This is a genomic window from Dryocola boscaweniae (genome assembly GCF_025215095.1).
GTDB classification, from domain to species: Bacteria; Pseudomonadota; Gammaproteobacteria; order Enterobacterales; family Enterobacteriaceae; genus Dryocola; species Dryocola boscaweniae.
On the sequence record NZ_JALHAP010000074.1, the window covers coordinates 45,934 to 61,301 of the forward strand.

The following is a 15,368-nucleotide window of genomic DNA, read 5'->3' on the forward strand; positions in this document are numbered from 1 at the left end:
AGCACAATAGCCAGACACCAGTTTGAGGCATGATGATGAAACTTTTCCGTATCCTGGATCCTTTTACACTGACGCTTGTCTTCACTGTTCTGCTTGCCTCGTTCTTTCCGGCGCAGGGCAGCTTTGTTGGCTTTTTTGAGGGACTTACGACAGCCGCTATCGCTCTGCTGTTCTTTATGCACGGCGCGAAACTTTCCCGCGAGGCGATTGTTGCCGGCAGCAGCCACTGGCGGCTCCATCTGTGGGTGATGTGCAGCACATTCATTTTATTCCCGGTACTGGGGGTTTTATTCACCTGGTGGGCGCCGGTAAACGTCAGCCCGGAAATCTACACCGGCTTTTTGTACCTGTGCATTCTCCCCGCAACGGTTCAGTCAGCGATTGCCTTTACCTCTATCGCGGGCGGTAACGTTGCCGCAGCCGTCTGCTCGGCTTCGGCATCCAGCCTGCTCGGCATTTTCCTTTCCCCTTTACTGGTCGGCCTGGTGATGCACGTGCACGGAGCGAACGGCAGTCTGCAACAGGTTGGCAGTATTATGCTGCAGTTGCTGGTGCCGTTTGTGGCAGGGCATCTTTCTCGTCCGTGGATTGGCGCCTGGGTTGCGCGCCATAAAAAATGGATCGGCAAAACCGACCAGACGTCGATTTTACTGGTTGTCTATTCTGCGTTTAGCGAGGCCGTTACGCACGGTATCTGGCACAAAGTCGGGGCTGGTTCATTGCTGTTTATCGTCGTGGCAAGCCTGGTATTGCTGGGGATAGTCATTGCGGTAAATATCTTTGTTGCGCGGCGTCTTGGTTTTAACAAAGCAGACGAAATCACTATTGTTTTCTGCGGTTCGAAAAAGAGTCTCGCCAACGGTATTCCTATGGCCAATATTCTCTTCCCGGTCGCCACCGTGGGCATGATGGTGCTGCCGTTAATGATATTTCACCAGCTACAACTGATGATCTGTGCCGTGATGGCGCGGCGCTATCAGCGCCAGACGGCAAAAGCGGCGGCTAAAGAAACCGCCGCCGCTAACGCTTAGGTTCTTTTGAGGGGCTTTACCAGCCCCTCCAGCCCTTCGGTTTTGATCAGTAAAGTAAGCTTCATCAGCTCACCAAGATGGCCCTGTGGAAACTCATCCTTGCGGGCAAACCACAGAAAATACTCTTCCGGCACGTCAATCAGCACGCGACCTTTATATTTGCCAAAAGGCATTACCGTATTGGCTATCTCAATAAGCTGTTCTTTATCCACATTACTCACCCAGCAAGCGAATCATTTCCGCTTCATCGATAACTTCAATGCCCAGCTCCTGCGCTTTAGCAAGCTTTGAGCCTGCGGCTTCACCGGCAATGACCAGATCCGTTTTCTTCGACACGCTGCCCGCAACCTTAGCGCCCAAAGCCACCAGCCGTGCTTTTGCGTCGTCACGTGACAGGATGCTAAGCGAACCGGTCAACACGACGGTTTTACCCGCGAACGGGCTGTCAATCTCTTCGGCTTTGATAATCACCGGAGCAGGCCAGTGAACGCCCACTTCTTCGATGAGCTGACGGATAACTTCCCGGTTGCTCTCTTCTTCAAAGAAATTAAAGACGTGCGTCGCCACGACAATACCTACGTCCTGCACTTTTTGCAGTTCGTCAATGGAAGCGGCAGATAAAGCGTCCAGGGAGCCAAAATATGCGGCGAGGCCAGCGGCGGTTGCCTCCCCTACCTCGCGTATTCCCAGGGCATACAAAAAGCGAGCAAAGGTAGTAGATTTAGCTTTTTCCAGCGCATTCACCACGTTCTGTGCGGACTTAGGCCCCATACGATCCAGACCGGTGAGCTTGCCTGCGGTCAGGTGGAACAGGTCTGCCGGGGTGTGGACATATTCCTTTTCGACCAGTTGATCGATAATTTTATCGCCCATACCGTCTACATCCAGCGCACGGCGGGAGACGAAATGTTTAAGGGACTCTTTACGTTGCGCGCCGCAAATCAGGCCGCCGGTGCAACGTGCAACCGCCTCGCCTTCAACTCGCTCCACGTCCGACCCACAAACCGGACAGTGTGCCGGGAAAATAATTTCTTTTGTTTCAGGCGGACGCTCAGACTCCACCACGCCGACAATCTGTGGAATCACATCGCCGGCACGACGGATAATTACGCGGTCACCAATTCTCAGGCCAAGACGTTCGATTTCATCGGCATTATGCAGCGTGGCGTTACTGACCAGCACACCCGCTACCTGCACTGGTTCAAGACGAGCCACGGGTGTTACTGCTCCGGTACGTCCCACCTGGAATTCAACGTCGCGAACAAAGGTCATCTGCTCCTGAGCCGGGAATTTAAATGCCACGGCCCAGCGTGGGGCACGGGCTACAAAACCGAGCGTTTCCTGCAACGCAAGGGAGTCTACTTTGATGACGACGCCGTCAATATCAAACCCAAGCGCAGGCCGGTCGGCTTCAACCTGATGATAAAACGCCAGCACTTCCTCCGGTGTATTACACAGGCGGATACGGTCGCTTACCGGCAAGCCCCAGGCTTTAAACTGCTGCAGGCGCGCCATATGGCTGGCGGGCAGCTCGCCTCCTTCCAGCAGACCAACGCCGTAACAGAAGAAGGTCAGAGGACGTTTCGCGGTAATTTTTGGATCAAGCTGACGCAGCGATCCTGCGGCCGCGTTACGCGGGTTGGCAAAAATTTTGCCGCCCGTGCGACGAGCGTCTTCGTTAATTTTTTCAAAACCCGCCTGCGGAAGAAAAACTTCGCCGCGTACTTCAAGACGACGCGGAATATTTTCACCATGCAGCTTCAGCGGAATGGCACGAATGGTACGCACGTTTGCCGTGATATTTTCGCCCATGGTGCCGTCGCCGCGCGTAGCGGCACGAATCAGCACACCGTCTTCATACAACAGGCTTACGGCAAGGCCATCAAGTTTCAGTTCGCAGCAAAAAGTCAGCGCGTCGGTGTTCTTCAGCCTGTCCTGCACGCGTTTGTTGAAGGCAAGATAGCTCGCCTCATCAAACACGTTATCCAGTGAAAGCATCGGCACTTCATGGCGTACCTGAGTGAACACGCTCAGCGGAGTTGCGCCAACGCGCTGCGTAGGAGAATCCGGCGTGATTAAATCTGGGTGAGCTTCTTCTAATGCGCGCAGTTCGCGCATTAGCCGGTCATATTCAGCATCCGGGATTTCAGGGTTATCAAGCACATGATAAAGGTATTCATGATGGCGAAGCGTGGTTCGCAGTTCAGTGAGTTGTTGTTCGATTGAGTCCATATCGCACCATCAATAGAAAAAACCCCCGACATGCGGGGGTTTGGGGGTAGTCTGTCCGGCAGGTTATCAGGCGTTTGCCTCAACGACCTCGCGGATCCGATCCTGATACTCTCGCATTTTTTGCGGCGTCATCATGCGGCGTTGATCATCAAGCACCACGCCGCCGACCTCATCGGCAATATGCTGAGCGGATTGCAGCATCAGCTTGAAGTTCTGATGCGGATCGCCATACGAAGGCACCTGCATGAAAATCGTCACGCCAGGCGTTGCAAAGTTCCCCATGGTTTCCGGGTCGAACGAACCGGGCTTAACCATATTCGCAAGGCTAAAGAGCACAGGACCGCTGCCATCAGGGCTGAGATGACGATGGAAAATATTCATTTCGCCAAAGATGAAACCAGCCTGTTGAATGCTGTTGAGCAGAACGTCGCCGTTAATCATGCTGCCGGCATGCGCAGAGACGTTCATCACGATGACCGTTTCTTTTAGCGCTTGCGGAGCAGGAGCAGGCTCTTCCACAGGTTCCTGAACGACAGGCGCGGGTTCTGGCTCAGGCTGGTAAACCGGCTGGACCCCTTCTGGTTCAGGCTCAGGTTGTCTTACCGGTGCTGGCTGATGGACAGGTTCCATCGGCTGCACAGGCGCTTCCTGACGTGGTACTTCCGGCGCTGCTGGCTGCTTCGGCGGCGCAGAACGACGCGGCTCCGCCGAGGCATAAGGCGGTTCGTACTGATGCTGAGGCGCTTGCGGCTGACGAGGCGTTTCCGGCTCGCGAGTCACAGGTTCCTGCGCAGGCGTTACCCTACGCACGCGCACTTCACCTACCCCTTCATCTTCTTCATCGTCGGCTTCGTCTTCTGGTTCGTAGTCGTCACGCTTTGACTTCATACGTTTCAACGGTCGATCGCGAAAAACGGAAGAACGTTCCTTACGGCTGGTCCACAGGCCATGAACCAGTAAGGCGATTATGGCGATCGCGCCAACAATGATTAATATCAGACGCAAATCCTGCATCATTATATTCTCTGTTGTTCTAACACCTTGCCAACGCGGCAAACATTTACTCACTAAGAGTATTTGCCCATCCGCTCAAGTGCAAGTACGCACACGGTTTTCTCAGCATAAAGATGTTACGAAATCGACTTTTTGCTGTTTTTTCGACCATTTCTTAATAAGTTTTTCTCTTGCGCCTCGGTTATGATGGGCTCGTCTGTCATTGCATTGACATAAAAGGAGTCTGCCAGGGCTATGGTTTCATCTTCAACATCTGCTCCAAAGAGCGGCTTTTACTATTTTTCCCAGGGCTGGAAACTGGTTCGTGAGCCAGGCATCAAGCGCTATGTCATCCTGCCTTTGCTGGTCAATATATTATTGATGGGCGCAGCGTTCTGGTGGCTATTTACCCGCCTTGATGACTGGATCCCGACCATGCTTTCCTACGTGCCGGACTGGTTACAGTGGCTGAGCTACCTGATTTGGCCGCTGGCCGTTATTTCCTTATTGCTGGTTTTCGGTTATTTCTTCTCGACGCTTGCCAACTGGATAGCCGCGCCGTTTAACGGGCTGCTGGCTGAGCAACTCGAAGCGCGCTTAACGGGAGCTACACCGCCAGATACCGGCGTGCTGGGCGTACTAAAAGACGTGCCGCGCATCATGAAGAGAGAATGGCAAAAACTCGCCTGGTACCTGCCGCGCGCGATAGTCTTGCTGCTGCTCTACTTCATTCCCGGTATCGGTCAGACGCTTGCCCCGGTGCTGTGGTTCTTATTTAGCGCCTGGATGCTGGCTATTCAGTACTGCGACTATCCGTTTGATAACCATAAAGTGCCGTTTCGCGCTATGCGCAGCACCCTGCGTGAAAAAAAAGTTATTAATATGCAGTTCGGTTCACTCGTCAGCCTGTTTACCCTGATTCCCTTCCTGAATCTGTTTATTATGCCGGTCGCGGTATGTGGCGCAACAGCGATGTGGGTTGATTGCTACCGCGCTAAACACGCCATGTGGAAGTAGTTTTTCAGGAGCGGCTTATGTCGCTCCTTATTCCTTCTTGCTTTTCCTTATTTCCCTTCTACATATAGATATACGATTTCTTTACTTCCCCATAACTCACGAGCAGGTATGCTGGAGCGGTTTCCCAAATTTCATACAGTTAAGGACGGGCTATGAGCAAGATCTATGAAGACAACTCTCTGACAATCGGTCATACGCCGCTGGTTCGACTGAACCGCATCGGTAATGGACGCATCCTGGCTAAGGTCGAGTCCCGCAACCCAAGCTTTAGCGTCAAATGCCGCATCGGTGCCAATATGATTTGGGACGCCGAAAAACGCGGCGTGCTGAAACAAGGCGTTGAACTGGTTGAACCAACCAGCGGCAATACCGGTATCGCGCTGGCCTATGTTGCCGCAGCTCGCGGCTACAAGCTGACGCTGACCATGCCTGAAACCATGAGCATCGAACGCCGTAAATTGCTCAAGGCGCTTGGCGCTAATTTAGTGCTGACCGAAGGCGCTAAAGGCATGAAAGGCGCGATTCAAAAAGCAGAAGAAATCGTTGCAAGCGATCCGGCGAAGTACCTGCTGCTGCAGCAGTTCAGCAACCCGGCAAACCCTGAGATTCATGAAAAAACCACCGGCCCGGAAATCTGGGAAGACACCGATGGCGAAGTAGATGTATTTATCTCAGGCGTGGGTACCGGCGGTACGCTGACCGGCGTTAGCCGTTACATCAAAAACACCAAGGGTAAAACCGATCTGATTACCGTAGCCGTTGAACCTACGGATTCTCCGGTTATCGCTCAGGCGCTGGCAGGCGAAGAACTTAAACCTGGCCCGCACAAAATCCAGGGCATTGGCGCCGGTTTTATTCCGGGCAACCTTGATTTGAAACTTATCGACAAAGTTATCGCCATTACTAATGAGGAAGCCATTTCTACCGCGCGCCGTCTGATGGACGAAGAAGGTATTCTGGCGGGTATTTCATCTGGCGCCGCTGTCGCTGCCGCCCTGAAGCTTCAGGAAGACGAAGCCTTTACCAATAAGAATATTGTGGTTATCCTTCCTTCTTCCGGTGAGCGTTATCTCAGTACGGCGTTGTTTGCAGATCTCTTCACAGAGAAAGAACTGCAACAATAATGCCAGCTTGTTAAAACTGACGAAAAAAGCACCCGAATGGGTGCTTTTTTGTGGCATTCGTCAAAGTTTTGCCCACCTCAGCATTGCTTCACCCTGCCAGGTCTGGTATTTAACCAGCAAATTATTTTGATGCGCAAAATTAATCGCTTCGTGACATTAGCTTAGCTGAATCGATTTTACGATTTGGTTTAAGCCAGAATTTCACGGCATAATGGTTAAGGACGAGCGAAACGCGAATTGCCGGGCAAAAGCCGCAGCACTTTTCGTGATTCTTAAAGCATCCTGTGTCGCATACAGTTATCGCCGACGCTAACTATACAGGCTAAAGTTAAGCCACCAGGCTAGACTTTAGTTCCACAACACTAAACCTATAAGTTGGGGAAATACAATGTTCCAGCAAGAAGTTACCATTACCGCTCCGAACGGTCTGCACACCCGCCCTGCTGCTCAGTTTGTTAAAGAAGCTAAGAGCTTCACTTCTGAGATCACTGTGACTTCCAACGGCAAAAGCGCTAGCGCAAAAAGCCTGTTCAAACTGCAAACTCTGGGTCTGACCCAAGGTACTGTTGTGACCATCTCTGCTGAAGGCGAAGATGATCAGAAAGCGGTTGAGCATTTGGTAAAACTGATGGCTGAACTCGAGTAAGTTCTGGGTTCTTCGTAAATATCAGTCACAAGTAAGGTAGGGTTATGATTTCAGGCATTTTAGCATCCCCGGGTATCGCTTTCGGCAAAGCACTTTTGCTGAAGGAAGATGAAATTGTCATCGACCGGAAGAAAATTTCTGCCGACAAAGTTGAGCAGGAAGTTGAACGTTTCCTGAGCGGCCGCGCTAAAGCGTCTGCCCAGTTAGAAACGATCAAAGTTAAAGCTGGCGAGACCTTCGGTGAAGAAAAGGAAGCTATCTTCGAAGGCCATATTATGCTGCTGGAAGACGAAGAACTGGAGCAGGAAATCATAGCCCTTATCAAAGATAAGTTAGTTACTGCGGACGCAGCGGCTCACGAAATCATTGAAGGCCAGGCTACTGCTCTTGAAGAGCTGGACGACGAGTATCTGAAAGAACGTGCCGCTGACGTACGTGACATCGGTAAACGTCTGCTACGCAATATTCTTGGTCTGGCTATTATCGATCTGAGTGCGATTCAGGATGAAGTTATCCTGGTAGCCAAGGATCTGACGCCATCTGAAACGGCGCAGCTTAACCTGCAAAAGGTTTTGGGTTTCATCACCGATATCGGCGGTCGTACCTCCCACACCTCCATTATGGCGCGTTCTCTGGAACTGCCAGCGATCGTAGGCACCGGTAGCGTAACTTCTGAAGTAAAAAATGACGACTATCTGATCCTCGATGCGGTTAACAACAAAGTTTACGTTAACCCGACGAACGAAGAGATCGAAGCCCTGCGCGCTGTGCAGCAGCAGGTTGCCTCAGAGAAAGCTGAACTGGCAAAACTGAAAGACCTGCCGGCCATCACTCTTGACGGCCATCAGGTAGAAGTGTGCGCCAACATCGGTACCGTTCGCGATATCGACGGTGCAGAGCGCAACGGCGCTGAAGGTGTGGGCCTGTACCGTACCGAATTCCTGTTCATGGACCGCGATTCACTGCCGACTGAAGAAGAGCAGTTTGCCGCGTACAAGGCTGTTGCTGAAGCCTGTGGCTCGCAAGCAGTTATCGTTCGTACTATGGACATTGGCGGCGATAAAGAGCTGCCATACATGAACTTCCCGAAAGAAGAAAACCCGTTCCTGGGCTGGCGTGCAGTGCGTATCGCTATGGATCGTAAAGAGATCCTGCACGATCAGGTACGCGCGATTCTGCGTGCTTCGGCGTTCGGTAAATTACGCATCATGTTCCCGATGATCATCTCTGTTGAAGAGGTTCGCGCTCTGAAGAAAGAGATCGAAATCATGAAGGCGCAACTGCGTGAAGAAGGCAAAGCGTTTGACGAAACTATCGAAATCGGCGTGATGGTTGAGACCCCGGCTGCGGCCACTATTGCTCATCATCTGGCCAAAGAAGTTGATTTCTTTAGTATCGGTACCAATGATTTAACTCAGTATACGCTGGCAGTTGATCGTGGTAATGATATGATTTCACATCTTTACCAGCCAATGTCACCGTCCGTACTGACTCTGATTAAGCAAGTTATTGATGCTTCTCATGCAGAAGGTAAATGGACCGGTATGTGTGGTGAGCTTGCAGGCGACGAACGTGCTACACTTCTGTTGCTGGGGATGGGTCTGGATGAATTCAGTATGAGTGCCATCTCTATCCCGCGCATTAAGAAGATTATCCGTAACACGAACTTCGAAGATGCGAAGGTGTTAGCAGAGCAGGCTCTTGCTCAACCGACAACGGACGAGTTAATGACGCTGGTTAACAAGTTCATTGAAGAAAAAACAATCTGCTAATCCACCGGATGCGGCCCAATTTACTGCTTAGGAGAAGATCATGGGTTTGTTTGATAAACTGAAATCTCTGGTTTCTGATGATAAAAAAGACACCGGAACCATTGAGATTGTTGCCCCGCTTTCTGGCGAAATCGTCAACATTGAAGATGTTCCAGATGTGGTGTTTGCAGAGAAGATCGTAGGCGATGGCATCGCCATTAAACCTACCGGCAACAAAATGGTTGCTCCGGTTGATGGTACCATCGGTAAAATCTTCGAAACCAACCATGCTTTCTCTATCGAATCTGATAGCGGCATCGAGCTGTTCGTTCACTTCGGTATCGATACCGTTGAACTGAAAGGCGAAGGTTTCAAGCGCATCGCTGAAGAAGGCCAGCGTGTTAAGAAAGGCGACGTGGTTATCGAGTTTGATCTGCCACTGCTGGAAGAGAAAGCCAAGTCGACTCTGACTCCGGTTGTTATCTCCAACATGGATGAAATCAAAGAGCTGATCAAACTGTCTGGTAGCGTGACCGTGGGCGAAACCCCGGTGATCCGCATCAAGAAGTAAATTGACCGCACACTGAATTAAAAACGGCACCCTCGCGGTGCCGTTTTTGTTTGTACAGCTTCTGTTTTAAATACCCGCGCCCTGCGAATAACTCTCTTCACCGAACACGCCTGTCGATAAATAGCGATCGCCGCGGTCGCAAATAATCGCTACCACAACGCTTCCCGGATTGGCTTGCGCCACGCGCAATGCGCCAGCAACCGCCCCACCTGAACTTACGCCGCAGAATATCCCTTCGGCTGTGGCGAGACGACGCATCGTCTGCTCAGCCTCAAGCTGAGACATATCGATAACTTCATCTACCAGCTCGGGGTTAAAAATCTTTGGCAGCCACTCTTCAGGCCAACGACGGATACCTGGAATGCTACTGCCCTCATCCGGCTGCAGGCCCACGATAGTGACCTTTTTTTCAAGCTCGCGCATAAAGCGGCTCACGCCGGTAATGGTACCAGTGGTGCCCATACTGGAGACGAAATGGGTAATACGCCCCTGCGTCTGCTGCCAGATTTCCGGCCCGGTAGTGGTGTAATGCGCATAAGGGTTATCAGGATTGTTAAACTGATCCAATACTTTGCCTTCGCCACGTTCGCCCATCAAGCGCGCCAGTTCGCGAGCGCCTTCCATGCCCTGCTCTTTGGTAACCAGAATCAGCTCCGCGCCATAAGCCTGCATAGCGGCCTTGCGCTCCATGCTCATGTTATCCGGCATCAGCAATTTCATGCGATACCCTTTCAGCGCGGCAATCATCGCCAGCGCAATCCCGGTATTGCCGCTGGTAGCCTCAATAAGCGTATCGCCAGGCGCGATCTCTCCGCGCTTTTCGGCCTGTACGATCATCGACAGCGCAGCGCGATCTTTCACCGATCCTGCCGGATTATTGCCTTCGAGCTTAACCCAGATTTCACTGCCGTTTGTCAGGCCAGCACGCTGTAATTTCACCAGAGGCGTATTGCCGATTGTGCTTTCTAAAGTTGTCACAAGCTATCCAGAAGATAAAAAAGCGGCCACAAGGGCCGCTATTGCGATTCGTGTAGTGGCGTAAACTTATCAGGCGGATTGCGCCAGGTCTACACCCTGAATTCTGTTGTTTCCCTCATACAAGCGGGCATGCTGCAGGCCAACAAACAGGCGTTCACCGCGTACCGGCACGTGATCTTCGCGCAATACCACGGTCAGCGGCTCGTCATACCAGCCCAGGGGCTGCACGACCAATTGCATGTAGTGACCACGTGGGCTGATTTCAAGCACCTGCACCGGCAGCGGAGAATCCAGATTCGTGCGGCGGCTAACATCCACCTCCCACGGGCGCAGGAACAGATCCACCGGCCCCTGATGCGCAGGCGTGAACCCCAGCGGCCAGCGGTGAGCGCCAACGTGGAACTGGCTGCCGCGCACGGTGCCTTTCATGCGGTTTACTTCACCGAGAAACTCAAGCACAAAGCGGGTTGCCGGTTCACGCCATACCGCTTCAGGTGTATCGACCTGTTCGATATTTCCCTGGCTCATCACCACCACGCGGTCGGCGACTTCCATCGCTTCTTCCTGATCGTGGGTAACGAACACGCTGGTAAATTTCAACTCTTCATGCAGTTGACGCAGCCAGCGGCGTAGCTCTTTACGCACCTGCGCATCCAGTGCGCCAAAGGGCTCATCAAGCAGCAGGATTTGCGGCTCAACGGCCAGCGCGCGCGCCAGAGCGACTCGCTGCTTCTGACCACCCGAAAGCTGCGCCGGGAAACGATCGGCAAGATGGGATAGCTGCACCATCTCCAGCAGACGGGTGACTTTCTGCTTAATCACCGCAGCAGACGGACGCTCGCGACGCGGCAGCACCGTCAGGCCAAAAGCGATATTGTCGAAAACCGTCATATGACGGAACAGCGCATAATGCTGGAAAACAAAACCTACTTTACGATCGCGAGCGTGAATACGGCTTACATCCGTGCCGTGAAAGCTAATGCGGCCGCTGTTCTGATGTTCAAGACCGGCGATAATACGCAGCAGCGTAGTTTTCCCGGAGCCAGACGGCCCCAGCAATGCGACCATCTGGCCGGAAGGGATATCCAGAGAGATATCATTCAGCACCTGGGTGCGACCAAAAGATTTCTTAATATTGGTAATATCAATGCTCATGATTTCCCTCCTGCTGCAGGCGTTTTTCCTGATGATTCAGTCGCCACTGCAACGCACTCTTTAAAAACAGGGTCAGAATCGCCATCAGGGTTAACAGCGCGGCTGCGGTAAACGAGCCCACGGTGTTGTAATCCTGCTGGAGTAATTCAATCTGTAACGGCAGCGAGAACGTCTCACCGCGGATAGAACCGGAAACAACGGAAACCGCGCCGAACTCGCCAATCGCACGGGCGTTAGTCAATACTACGCCGTACAACAGCGCCCAGCGGATGTTCGGCAGCGTGACGCGTTTAAACATCTTCCAGCCAGAAGCGCCAAGCAAAATAGCCGCTTCATCTTCCTGGCTGCCCTGGCTTAGCATCACCGGCACCAGCTCGCGCACCACAAATGGGCAGGTCACGAAAATTGTCACCAGAACCATGCCCGGCCAGGCAAACATAATCTGAATGTTATGCTCATCCATAAAACCGGCCAACGGACCGTTGGAGCCGTAAAACAACAGATAAACCAGACCGGCAACAACCGGTGAAACGGCGAAAGGAATATCCAGCAGCGTCAGCAATACCTGGCGGCCCGGGAAGTTAAAACGCGTCACCAGCCAGGCGAGCAAAATGCCGAACACCAGGTTTACCGGCACGGTGATCAGAGCAATCATTACCGTCAGCCAGATTGCGTGCAGCATGTCCGGGTCGGTAATATTTTGCAGCGCTGGCATCAGCCCTTTCGAGAAAGCTTCGGCAAAAATCGAGGCGACCGGCACCACCAGCAGCAGAAACGAAATCAGCACGCCAAGGCTAATCAGCGTCCATTTACCCCAGTTAAAACCGGAGCGGCGATAGCTTTTCAATTCAGTTACGTCCGTCATCAGTGCCCCACCACGCGCCGACCAAAGCGGCTTTGCAAGGTGTTAATGGTGAACAACAACAGTAAGGAAGCGGCCAGGATCACCGAGGCAATCGCGCTTGCGGCTGGATAATCAAACTCCTGCAAACGCACGAAAATCATCAACGAGGTCACTTCTGTTTTCCAGGCAATGTTACCGGCGATAAAGATCACCGCGCCAAACTCGCCCAGGCTGCGCGTAAATGAGAGCGCAACGCCCGCCATTAACGCGGGGGAAAGCTCAGGTAAAATAACGCGACGGAAGCTCTGCCAGCGGGTTGCGCCAAGCGTTTCGGCCGCTTCTTCATATTCCGGGCCAAGCTCTTCAAGCACAGGCTGCACGGTACGCACCACAAAAGGAATACTGGTAAAAGCCATCGCCACCGCAATACCAAGCCAGGTATAAGTCACTTTAATGCCGAACTGTGCCAGCCACTCGCCGTACCAGCCGTTAACGGAAAACAGCCCGGCTAACGTCAAACCCGCCACCGCCGTTGGCAGCGCGAAAGGCAAATCCATCAATGCGTCCAGCAGGCTGCGGCCCGGGAACTGATAGCGCGTCAAAATCCACGCCATCAGCATGCCGAAAAGGCCGTTAAAGACGGAAGCTACGCCCGCCGACAGCAGAGTAACCTTGTAGGCCGCCACCACCTGCGGGTTGGAGATCACTTCCCAGTACTGCACAAGCGTCATTTCGGACAACTGCATCACCAGCGCGCTTAACGGCAGTAATAAAATCAGGCAAACAAACAGCAAACTGGTACCGAGGCTTAAGGTAAAGCCAGGCAGTACTCGTTTTGAAGAAACAGCAAACATTACTTACGCCCCGCCGCTACCAGCTTGTCAAATTCCGCACCGCTAGCAAAATGGGTTTTCATCGCTTCCGGCCAGCCGCCGAATACATCTTCCACGCGGAACAGCTCGGTTTGCGGGAATTTGTCTTTCAGCTTGTCCATCACTTCCGGGCTGTTTACGCGGTAGTAATAGTCGGTGATGATGGTCTGCGCCGCCGGGCTATAGAGGAAGTTCAGGTAATCTTTGGCGACTTTTTCCGTGCCGTTAGCCTTCACGTTTTTATCAACCCAGGCGACCGGGAATTCAGCCAGAATATTTACTTTTGGCACCACGACTTCGTAGCCGTCTTTTTCGTACTGTTTGCGGATATTGTTCACTTCGGATTCAAAGCTAATCAGCACGTCGCCCAGATTACGCTCAACAAAAGTTGTGGTAGCCCCGCGACCGCCGGTATCAAATACTTCGACGTTTTTCAGGAACTGGGTCATGAACTGTTCGGTTTTCGCTTTATCGCCGCCGTCAGCTTTGTTTGCCGCGCCCCATGCCGCCAGATAGGTATAACGGGCGTTACCGGAGGTTTTTGGATTCGGGAAAATCAGCTTCACATCCGGACGCACCAGATCGTTCCAGTCGTGAATGTTCTTCGGATTGCCCTTGCGCACCAGGAAAGCCATGGTGGAGTAGAACGGTGAGCTGTTGTTCGGCAAACGGCTCTGCCAGTCCGCCGGGATCAGGTTGCCTTTATCGTGCAGAATCTGCACGTCTGTCACCTGGTTATAAGTTACAACGTCAGCTTTTAAGCCCTGTAATATCGCCAGCGCCTGTTTTGATGACCCGGCATGAGATTGTTTTATCGTCAGCTTATCGCCGTTGTTTTCCTGCGCCCATTTTTGTTCGAACGCCGGATTTAACGCAGCAAACAGCTCACGAGACACATCATAAGAGCTATTGAGCAGCTCCGTCGCATGCGCAGAACCTGCCAGCAATGCAGAGACAACCAGCGCACTCCAGACTTTTTTAACGGATGTAATTGCCATTCTGCACCTTATAAATGTGATAACGGTCATGCTTAACATGTCATCAGTTTATTTATAACGCGAGCCAAAGCTGTAACGCTTTTATATACCGTTTAGTGCTTTGCAATAAGAAAGGGATATAAGACGCCGGAGGGGGTATTTGTCGGATGGCAGAATGTCGGATGGCGCTGACGCTTATCCGACTTACGATCGCCTGATTAATTGTAGGGCGGATAAGCGCCAGCGCCATCCACCGCCTGGTTCTACAGGTTTAACAGCTTGTCCAGCGATGGTGCAAAATAGTAGCCGCCGGTCACCGGTTTGGTAAAGCGCAGCATGCCGTCACGCTTACCGTCGGTTTCGCCAAACATGCTTAATAACTGCTGCTCAATGTTATGCAGACGTGCGCAATAAGCGATAAAGTAAAGGCCATGTTTGCCGCTGGCGGTGCCGTACGGCAGGCTCTGGCGCACAATCTTGAGTCCCTTGCCGTTTTCTTTTAGATCAACGCGGGTCAGGTGAGACGTTACCGGACGCTCTTCGCCATCAATCTCTTCATTGGCTTCTTTAGTGCGCCCCATGATCATCTCCTGATCCGTAACGCTCATGCGGTTTAGCTGTTTAAGATTATGCTCCCAACGCTGCACGAAAACGTAGCTGCCGCCTGCGTCAACGCCTTCGCCGATCGCCGCCACTTCACGACGATTTTCTTCGCCCTGCGGGTTTTCCGTGCCATCGACAAAACCGCTCAAATCGCGATCTTCTACCCAACGGAAACCATGCACTTCTTCTTCAATTGAAAGCGCATCGCCAAAAGCCGCGAGCGCCGCCTGCGCGACGGAGAAATTCACGTCGTGGCGCAGGGAGAGAATATGGATCATCACATCACGCTGGGTGGCCGGCGCCAGACCTTTGCCCAGAGGGGCAAAGTTTTTCAGCTCTTCGGCTCCCACGCCACCGCTCAAATCACGCCACAGGTCATGACCAAATGCCACTACCGCGCCCAAATTCGCTTCCGGGAATTTTTCCTGCAACGCATTCAGCGATTGAGCAAAGGTTTTGCAGCCCTGACGAACGGCGTCAAAATCGCCCTGAATACTCGCTTCCAGCCAGACGGCGGCGCGACAATGTTCCGGCAGAATGCCGGTTTGAACCCGAGACATGAATCCTCCTGAAA

The 15,368-nt window shown here is 52.5% G+C and carries 15 protein-coding genes; 6 read left to right on the plus strand and 9 right to left on the minus strand.

The features are described 5' to 3' along the window. Positions 1–35 precede the first annotated feature (35 nt). A complete protein-coding gene (locus tag MUA00_RS06245) occupies positions 36–1,031 on the plus strand; it encodes a bile acid:sodium symporter family protein (protein WP_271122384.1) in 996 nt (331 codons plus the stop codon). Here MUA00_RS06245 and MUA00_RS06250 read toward each other — a convergent pair. The 3 genes from MUA00_RS06250 to zipA all read right to left on the minus strand — a co-directional run bounded on the left by MUA00_RS06250 (position 1,028) and on the right by zipA (position 4,280). Next, positions 1,028–1,243 (minus strand): DUF3820 family protein, encoded by a 216-nt coding sequence (locus tag MUA00_RS06250; protein ID WP_271122344.1) that lies wholly within the window; start codon positions 1,241–1,243, stop codon positions 1,028–1,030. The genes MUA00_RS06245 and MUA00_RS06250 overlap by 4 nt on opposite strands. 1 nt (position 1,244) lies before the next feature. After that, the gene (gene ligA / locus MUA00_RS06255) at positions 1,245–3,263 is read right to left on the minus strand and encodes an NAD-dependent DNA ligase LigA (protein WP_271122343.1); all 2,019 of its coding nucleotides are present in this window, start codon (positions 3,261–3,263) and stop codon (positions 1,245–1,247) included. Between the two features lie 66 nt (positions 3,264–3,329). Further along, entirely contained in the window at positions 3,330–4,280 is a 951-nt protein-coding gene (gene zipA / locus MUA00_RS06260) for a cell division protein ZipA (protein ID WP_271122342.1), read from the minus strand. Between the two features lie 231 nt (positions 4,281–4,511). Here zipA and cysZ point away from each other — a divergent pair, with 231 nt between their 5' ends. From cysZ to crr, 5 genes are all read left to right on the plus strand, one after another. Beyond that, a complete protein-coding gene (cysZ, locus tag MUA00_RS06265) occupies positions 4,512–5,273 on the plus strand; it encodes a sulfate transporter CysZ (RefSeq protein ID WP_271122341.1) in 762 nt (253 codons plus the stop codon). A gap of 152 nt (positions 5,274–5,425) precedes the next feature. Beyond that, positions 5,426–6,397, plus strand: coding sequence for a cysteine synthase A (gene cysK, locus MUA00_RS06270; RefSeq protein ID WP_271122340.1), 972 nt, complete (start codon positions 5,426–5,428; stop codon positions 6,395–6,397). Positions 6,398–6,785: 388 nt separating this feature from the next. Beyond that, on the plus strand, positions 6,786–7,043 hold the full coding sequence (gene ptsH, locus MUA00_RS06275) for a phosphocarrier protein Hpr (protein WP_271122339.1): 258 nt from the start codon (positions 6,786–6,788) through the stop codon (positions 7,041–7,043). A 44-nt stretch (positions 7,044–7,087) separates the two neighbouring features. Then, positions 7,088–8,815 carry a phosphoenolpyruvate-protein phosphotransferase PtsI gene (ptsI, locus tag MUA00_RS06280; RefSeq protein WP_271122338.1) on the plus strand — a complete coding sequence of 576 codons (1,728 nt, stop codon included), beginning with the start codon at positions 7,088–7,090 and terminating at the stop codon, positions 8,813–8,815. A 40-nt stretch (positions 8,816–8,855) separates the two neighbouring features. Then, positions 8,856–9,365, plus strand: a complete 510-nt coding sequence (gene crr, locus MUA00_RS06285) for a PTS glucose transporter subunit IIA (protein WP_121266075.1) — start codon at positions 8,856–8,858, stop codon at positions 9,363–9,365. Positions 9,366–9,431: 66 nt separating this feature from the next. Here the strand turns inward: crr and cysM are convergent, their stop codons facing one another. The 6 genes from cysM to MUA00_RS06315 all read right to left on the minus strand — a co-directional run bounded on the left by cysM (position 9,432) and on the right by MUA00_RS06315 (position 15,354). Next, the gene (gene cysM, locus MUA00_RS06290; protein WP_271122337.1) at positions 9,432–10,343 is read right to left on the minus strand and encodes a cysteine synthase CysM; all 912 of its coding nucleotides are present in this window, start codon (positions 10,341–10,343) and stop codon (positions 9,432–9,434) included. 69 nt (positions 10,344–10,412) lie between these two features. Then, positions 10,413–11,498: a sulfate/thiosulfate ABC transporter ATP-binding protein CysA gene (gene cysA, locus MUA00_RS06295; RefSeq protein WP_271122336.1), complete on the minus strand. Its 1,086-nt coding sequence runs from the start codon at positions 11,496–11,498 to the stop codon at positions 10,413–10,415. Further along, positions 11,488–12,363 (minus strand): sulfate/thiosulfate ABC transporter permease CysW, encoded by an 876-nt coding sequence (gene cysW / locus MUA00_RS06300; RefSeq protein WP_271122335.1) that lies wholly within the window; start codon positions 12,361–12,363, stop codon positions 11,488–11,490. Before cysW ends, cysA begins: the two co-directional genes overlap by 11 nt. Continuing rightward, positions 12,363–13,196: a sulfate/thiosulfate ABC transporter permease CysT gene (gene cysT / locus MUA00_RS06305; RefSeq protein WP_271122334.1), complete on the minus strand. Its 834-nt coding sequence runs from the start codon at positions 13,194–13,196 to the stop codon at positions 12,363–12,365. Before cysT ends, cysW begins: the two co-directional genes overlap by 1 nt. Continuing rightward, positions 13,196–14,212, minus strand: coding sequence for a sulfate ABC transporter substrate-binding protein (locus tag MUA00_RS06310; RefSeq protein ID WP_271122333.1), 1,017 nt, complete (start codon positions 14,210–14,212; stop codon positions 13,196–13,198). The genes cysT and MUA00_RS06310 overlap by 1 nt, the downstream gene beginning before the upstream one ends. A 242-nt stretch (positions 14,213–14,454) precedes the next feature. Then, positions 14,455–15,354: a Dyp-type peroxidase gene (locus tag MUA00_RS06315; protein WP_271122332.1), complete on the minus strand. Its 900-nt coding sequence runs from the start codon at positions 15,352–15,354 to the stop codon at positions 14,455–14,457. Positions 15,355–15,368: the final 14 nt, after the last annotated feature.

Bases quoted from the DNA above. Each gene is read 5' to 3' on its own strand.
- MUA00_RS06245 (WP_271122384.1), top strand. From the start codon at position 36: ATGAAACTTTTCCGTATCCTGGATCCTTTTACACTGACGCTTGTCTTC.
- ligA (WP_271122343.1), bottom strand. From the start codon at position 3,263: ATGGACTCAATCGAACAACAACTCACTGAACTGCGAACCACGCTTCGC.
- zipA (WP_271122342.1), bottom strand. From the start codon at position 4,280: ATGATGCAGGATTTGCGTCTGATATTAATCATTGTTGGCGCGATCGCC.
- cysZ (WP_271122341.1), top strand. From the start codon at position 4,512: ATGGTTTCATCTTCAACATCTGCTCCAAAGAGCGGCTTTTACTATTTT.
- cysK (WP_271122340.1), top strand. From the start codon at position 5,426: ATGAGCAAGATCTATGAAGACAACTCTCTGACAATCGGTCATACGCCG.
- ptsH (WP_271122339.1), top strand. From the start codon at position 6,786: ATGTTCCAGCAAGAAGTTACCATTACCGCTCCGAACGGTCTGCACACC.
- ptsI (WP_271122338.1), top strand. From the start codon at position 7,088: ATGATTTCAGGCATTTTAGCATCCCCGGGTATCGCTTTCGGCAAAGCA.
- crr (WP_121266075.1), top strand. From the start codon at position 8,856: ATGGGTTTGTTTGATAAACTGAAATCTCTGGTTTCTGATGATAAAAAA.
- cysA (WP_271122336.1), bottom strand. From the start codon at position 11,498: ATGAGCATTGATATTACCAATATTAAGAAATCTTTTGGTCGCACCCAG.
- cysW (WP_271122335.1), bottom strand. From the start codon at position 12,363: ATGACGGACGTAACTGAATTGAAAAGCTATCGCCGCTCCGGTTTTAAC.
- cysT (WP_271122334.1), bottom strand. From the start codon at position 13,196: ATGTTTGCTGTTTCTTCAAAACGAGTACTGCCTGGCTTTACCTTAAGC.
- MUA00_RS06310 (WP_271122333.1), bottom strand. From the start codon at position 14,212: ATGGCAATTACATCCGTTAAAAAAGTCTGGAGTGCGCTGGTTGTCTCT.
- MUA00_RS06315 (WP_271122332.1), bottom strand. From the start codon at position 15,354: ATGTCTCGGGTTCAAACCGGCATTCTGCCGGAACATTGTCGCGCCGCC.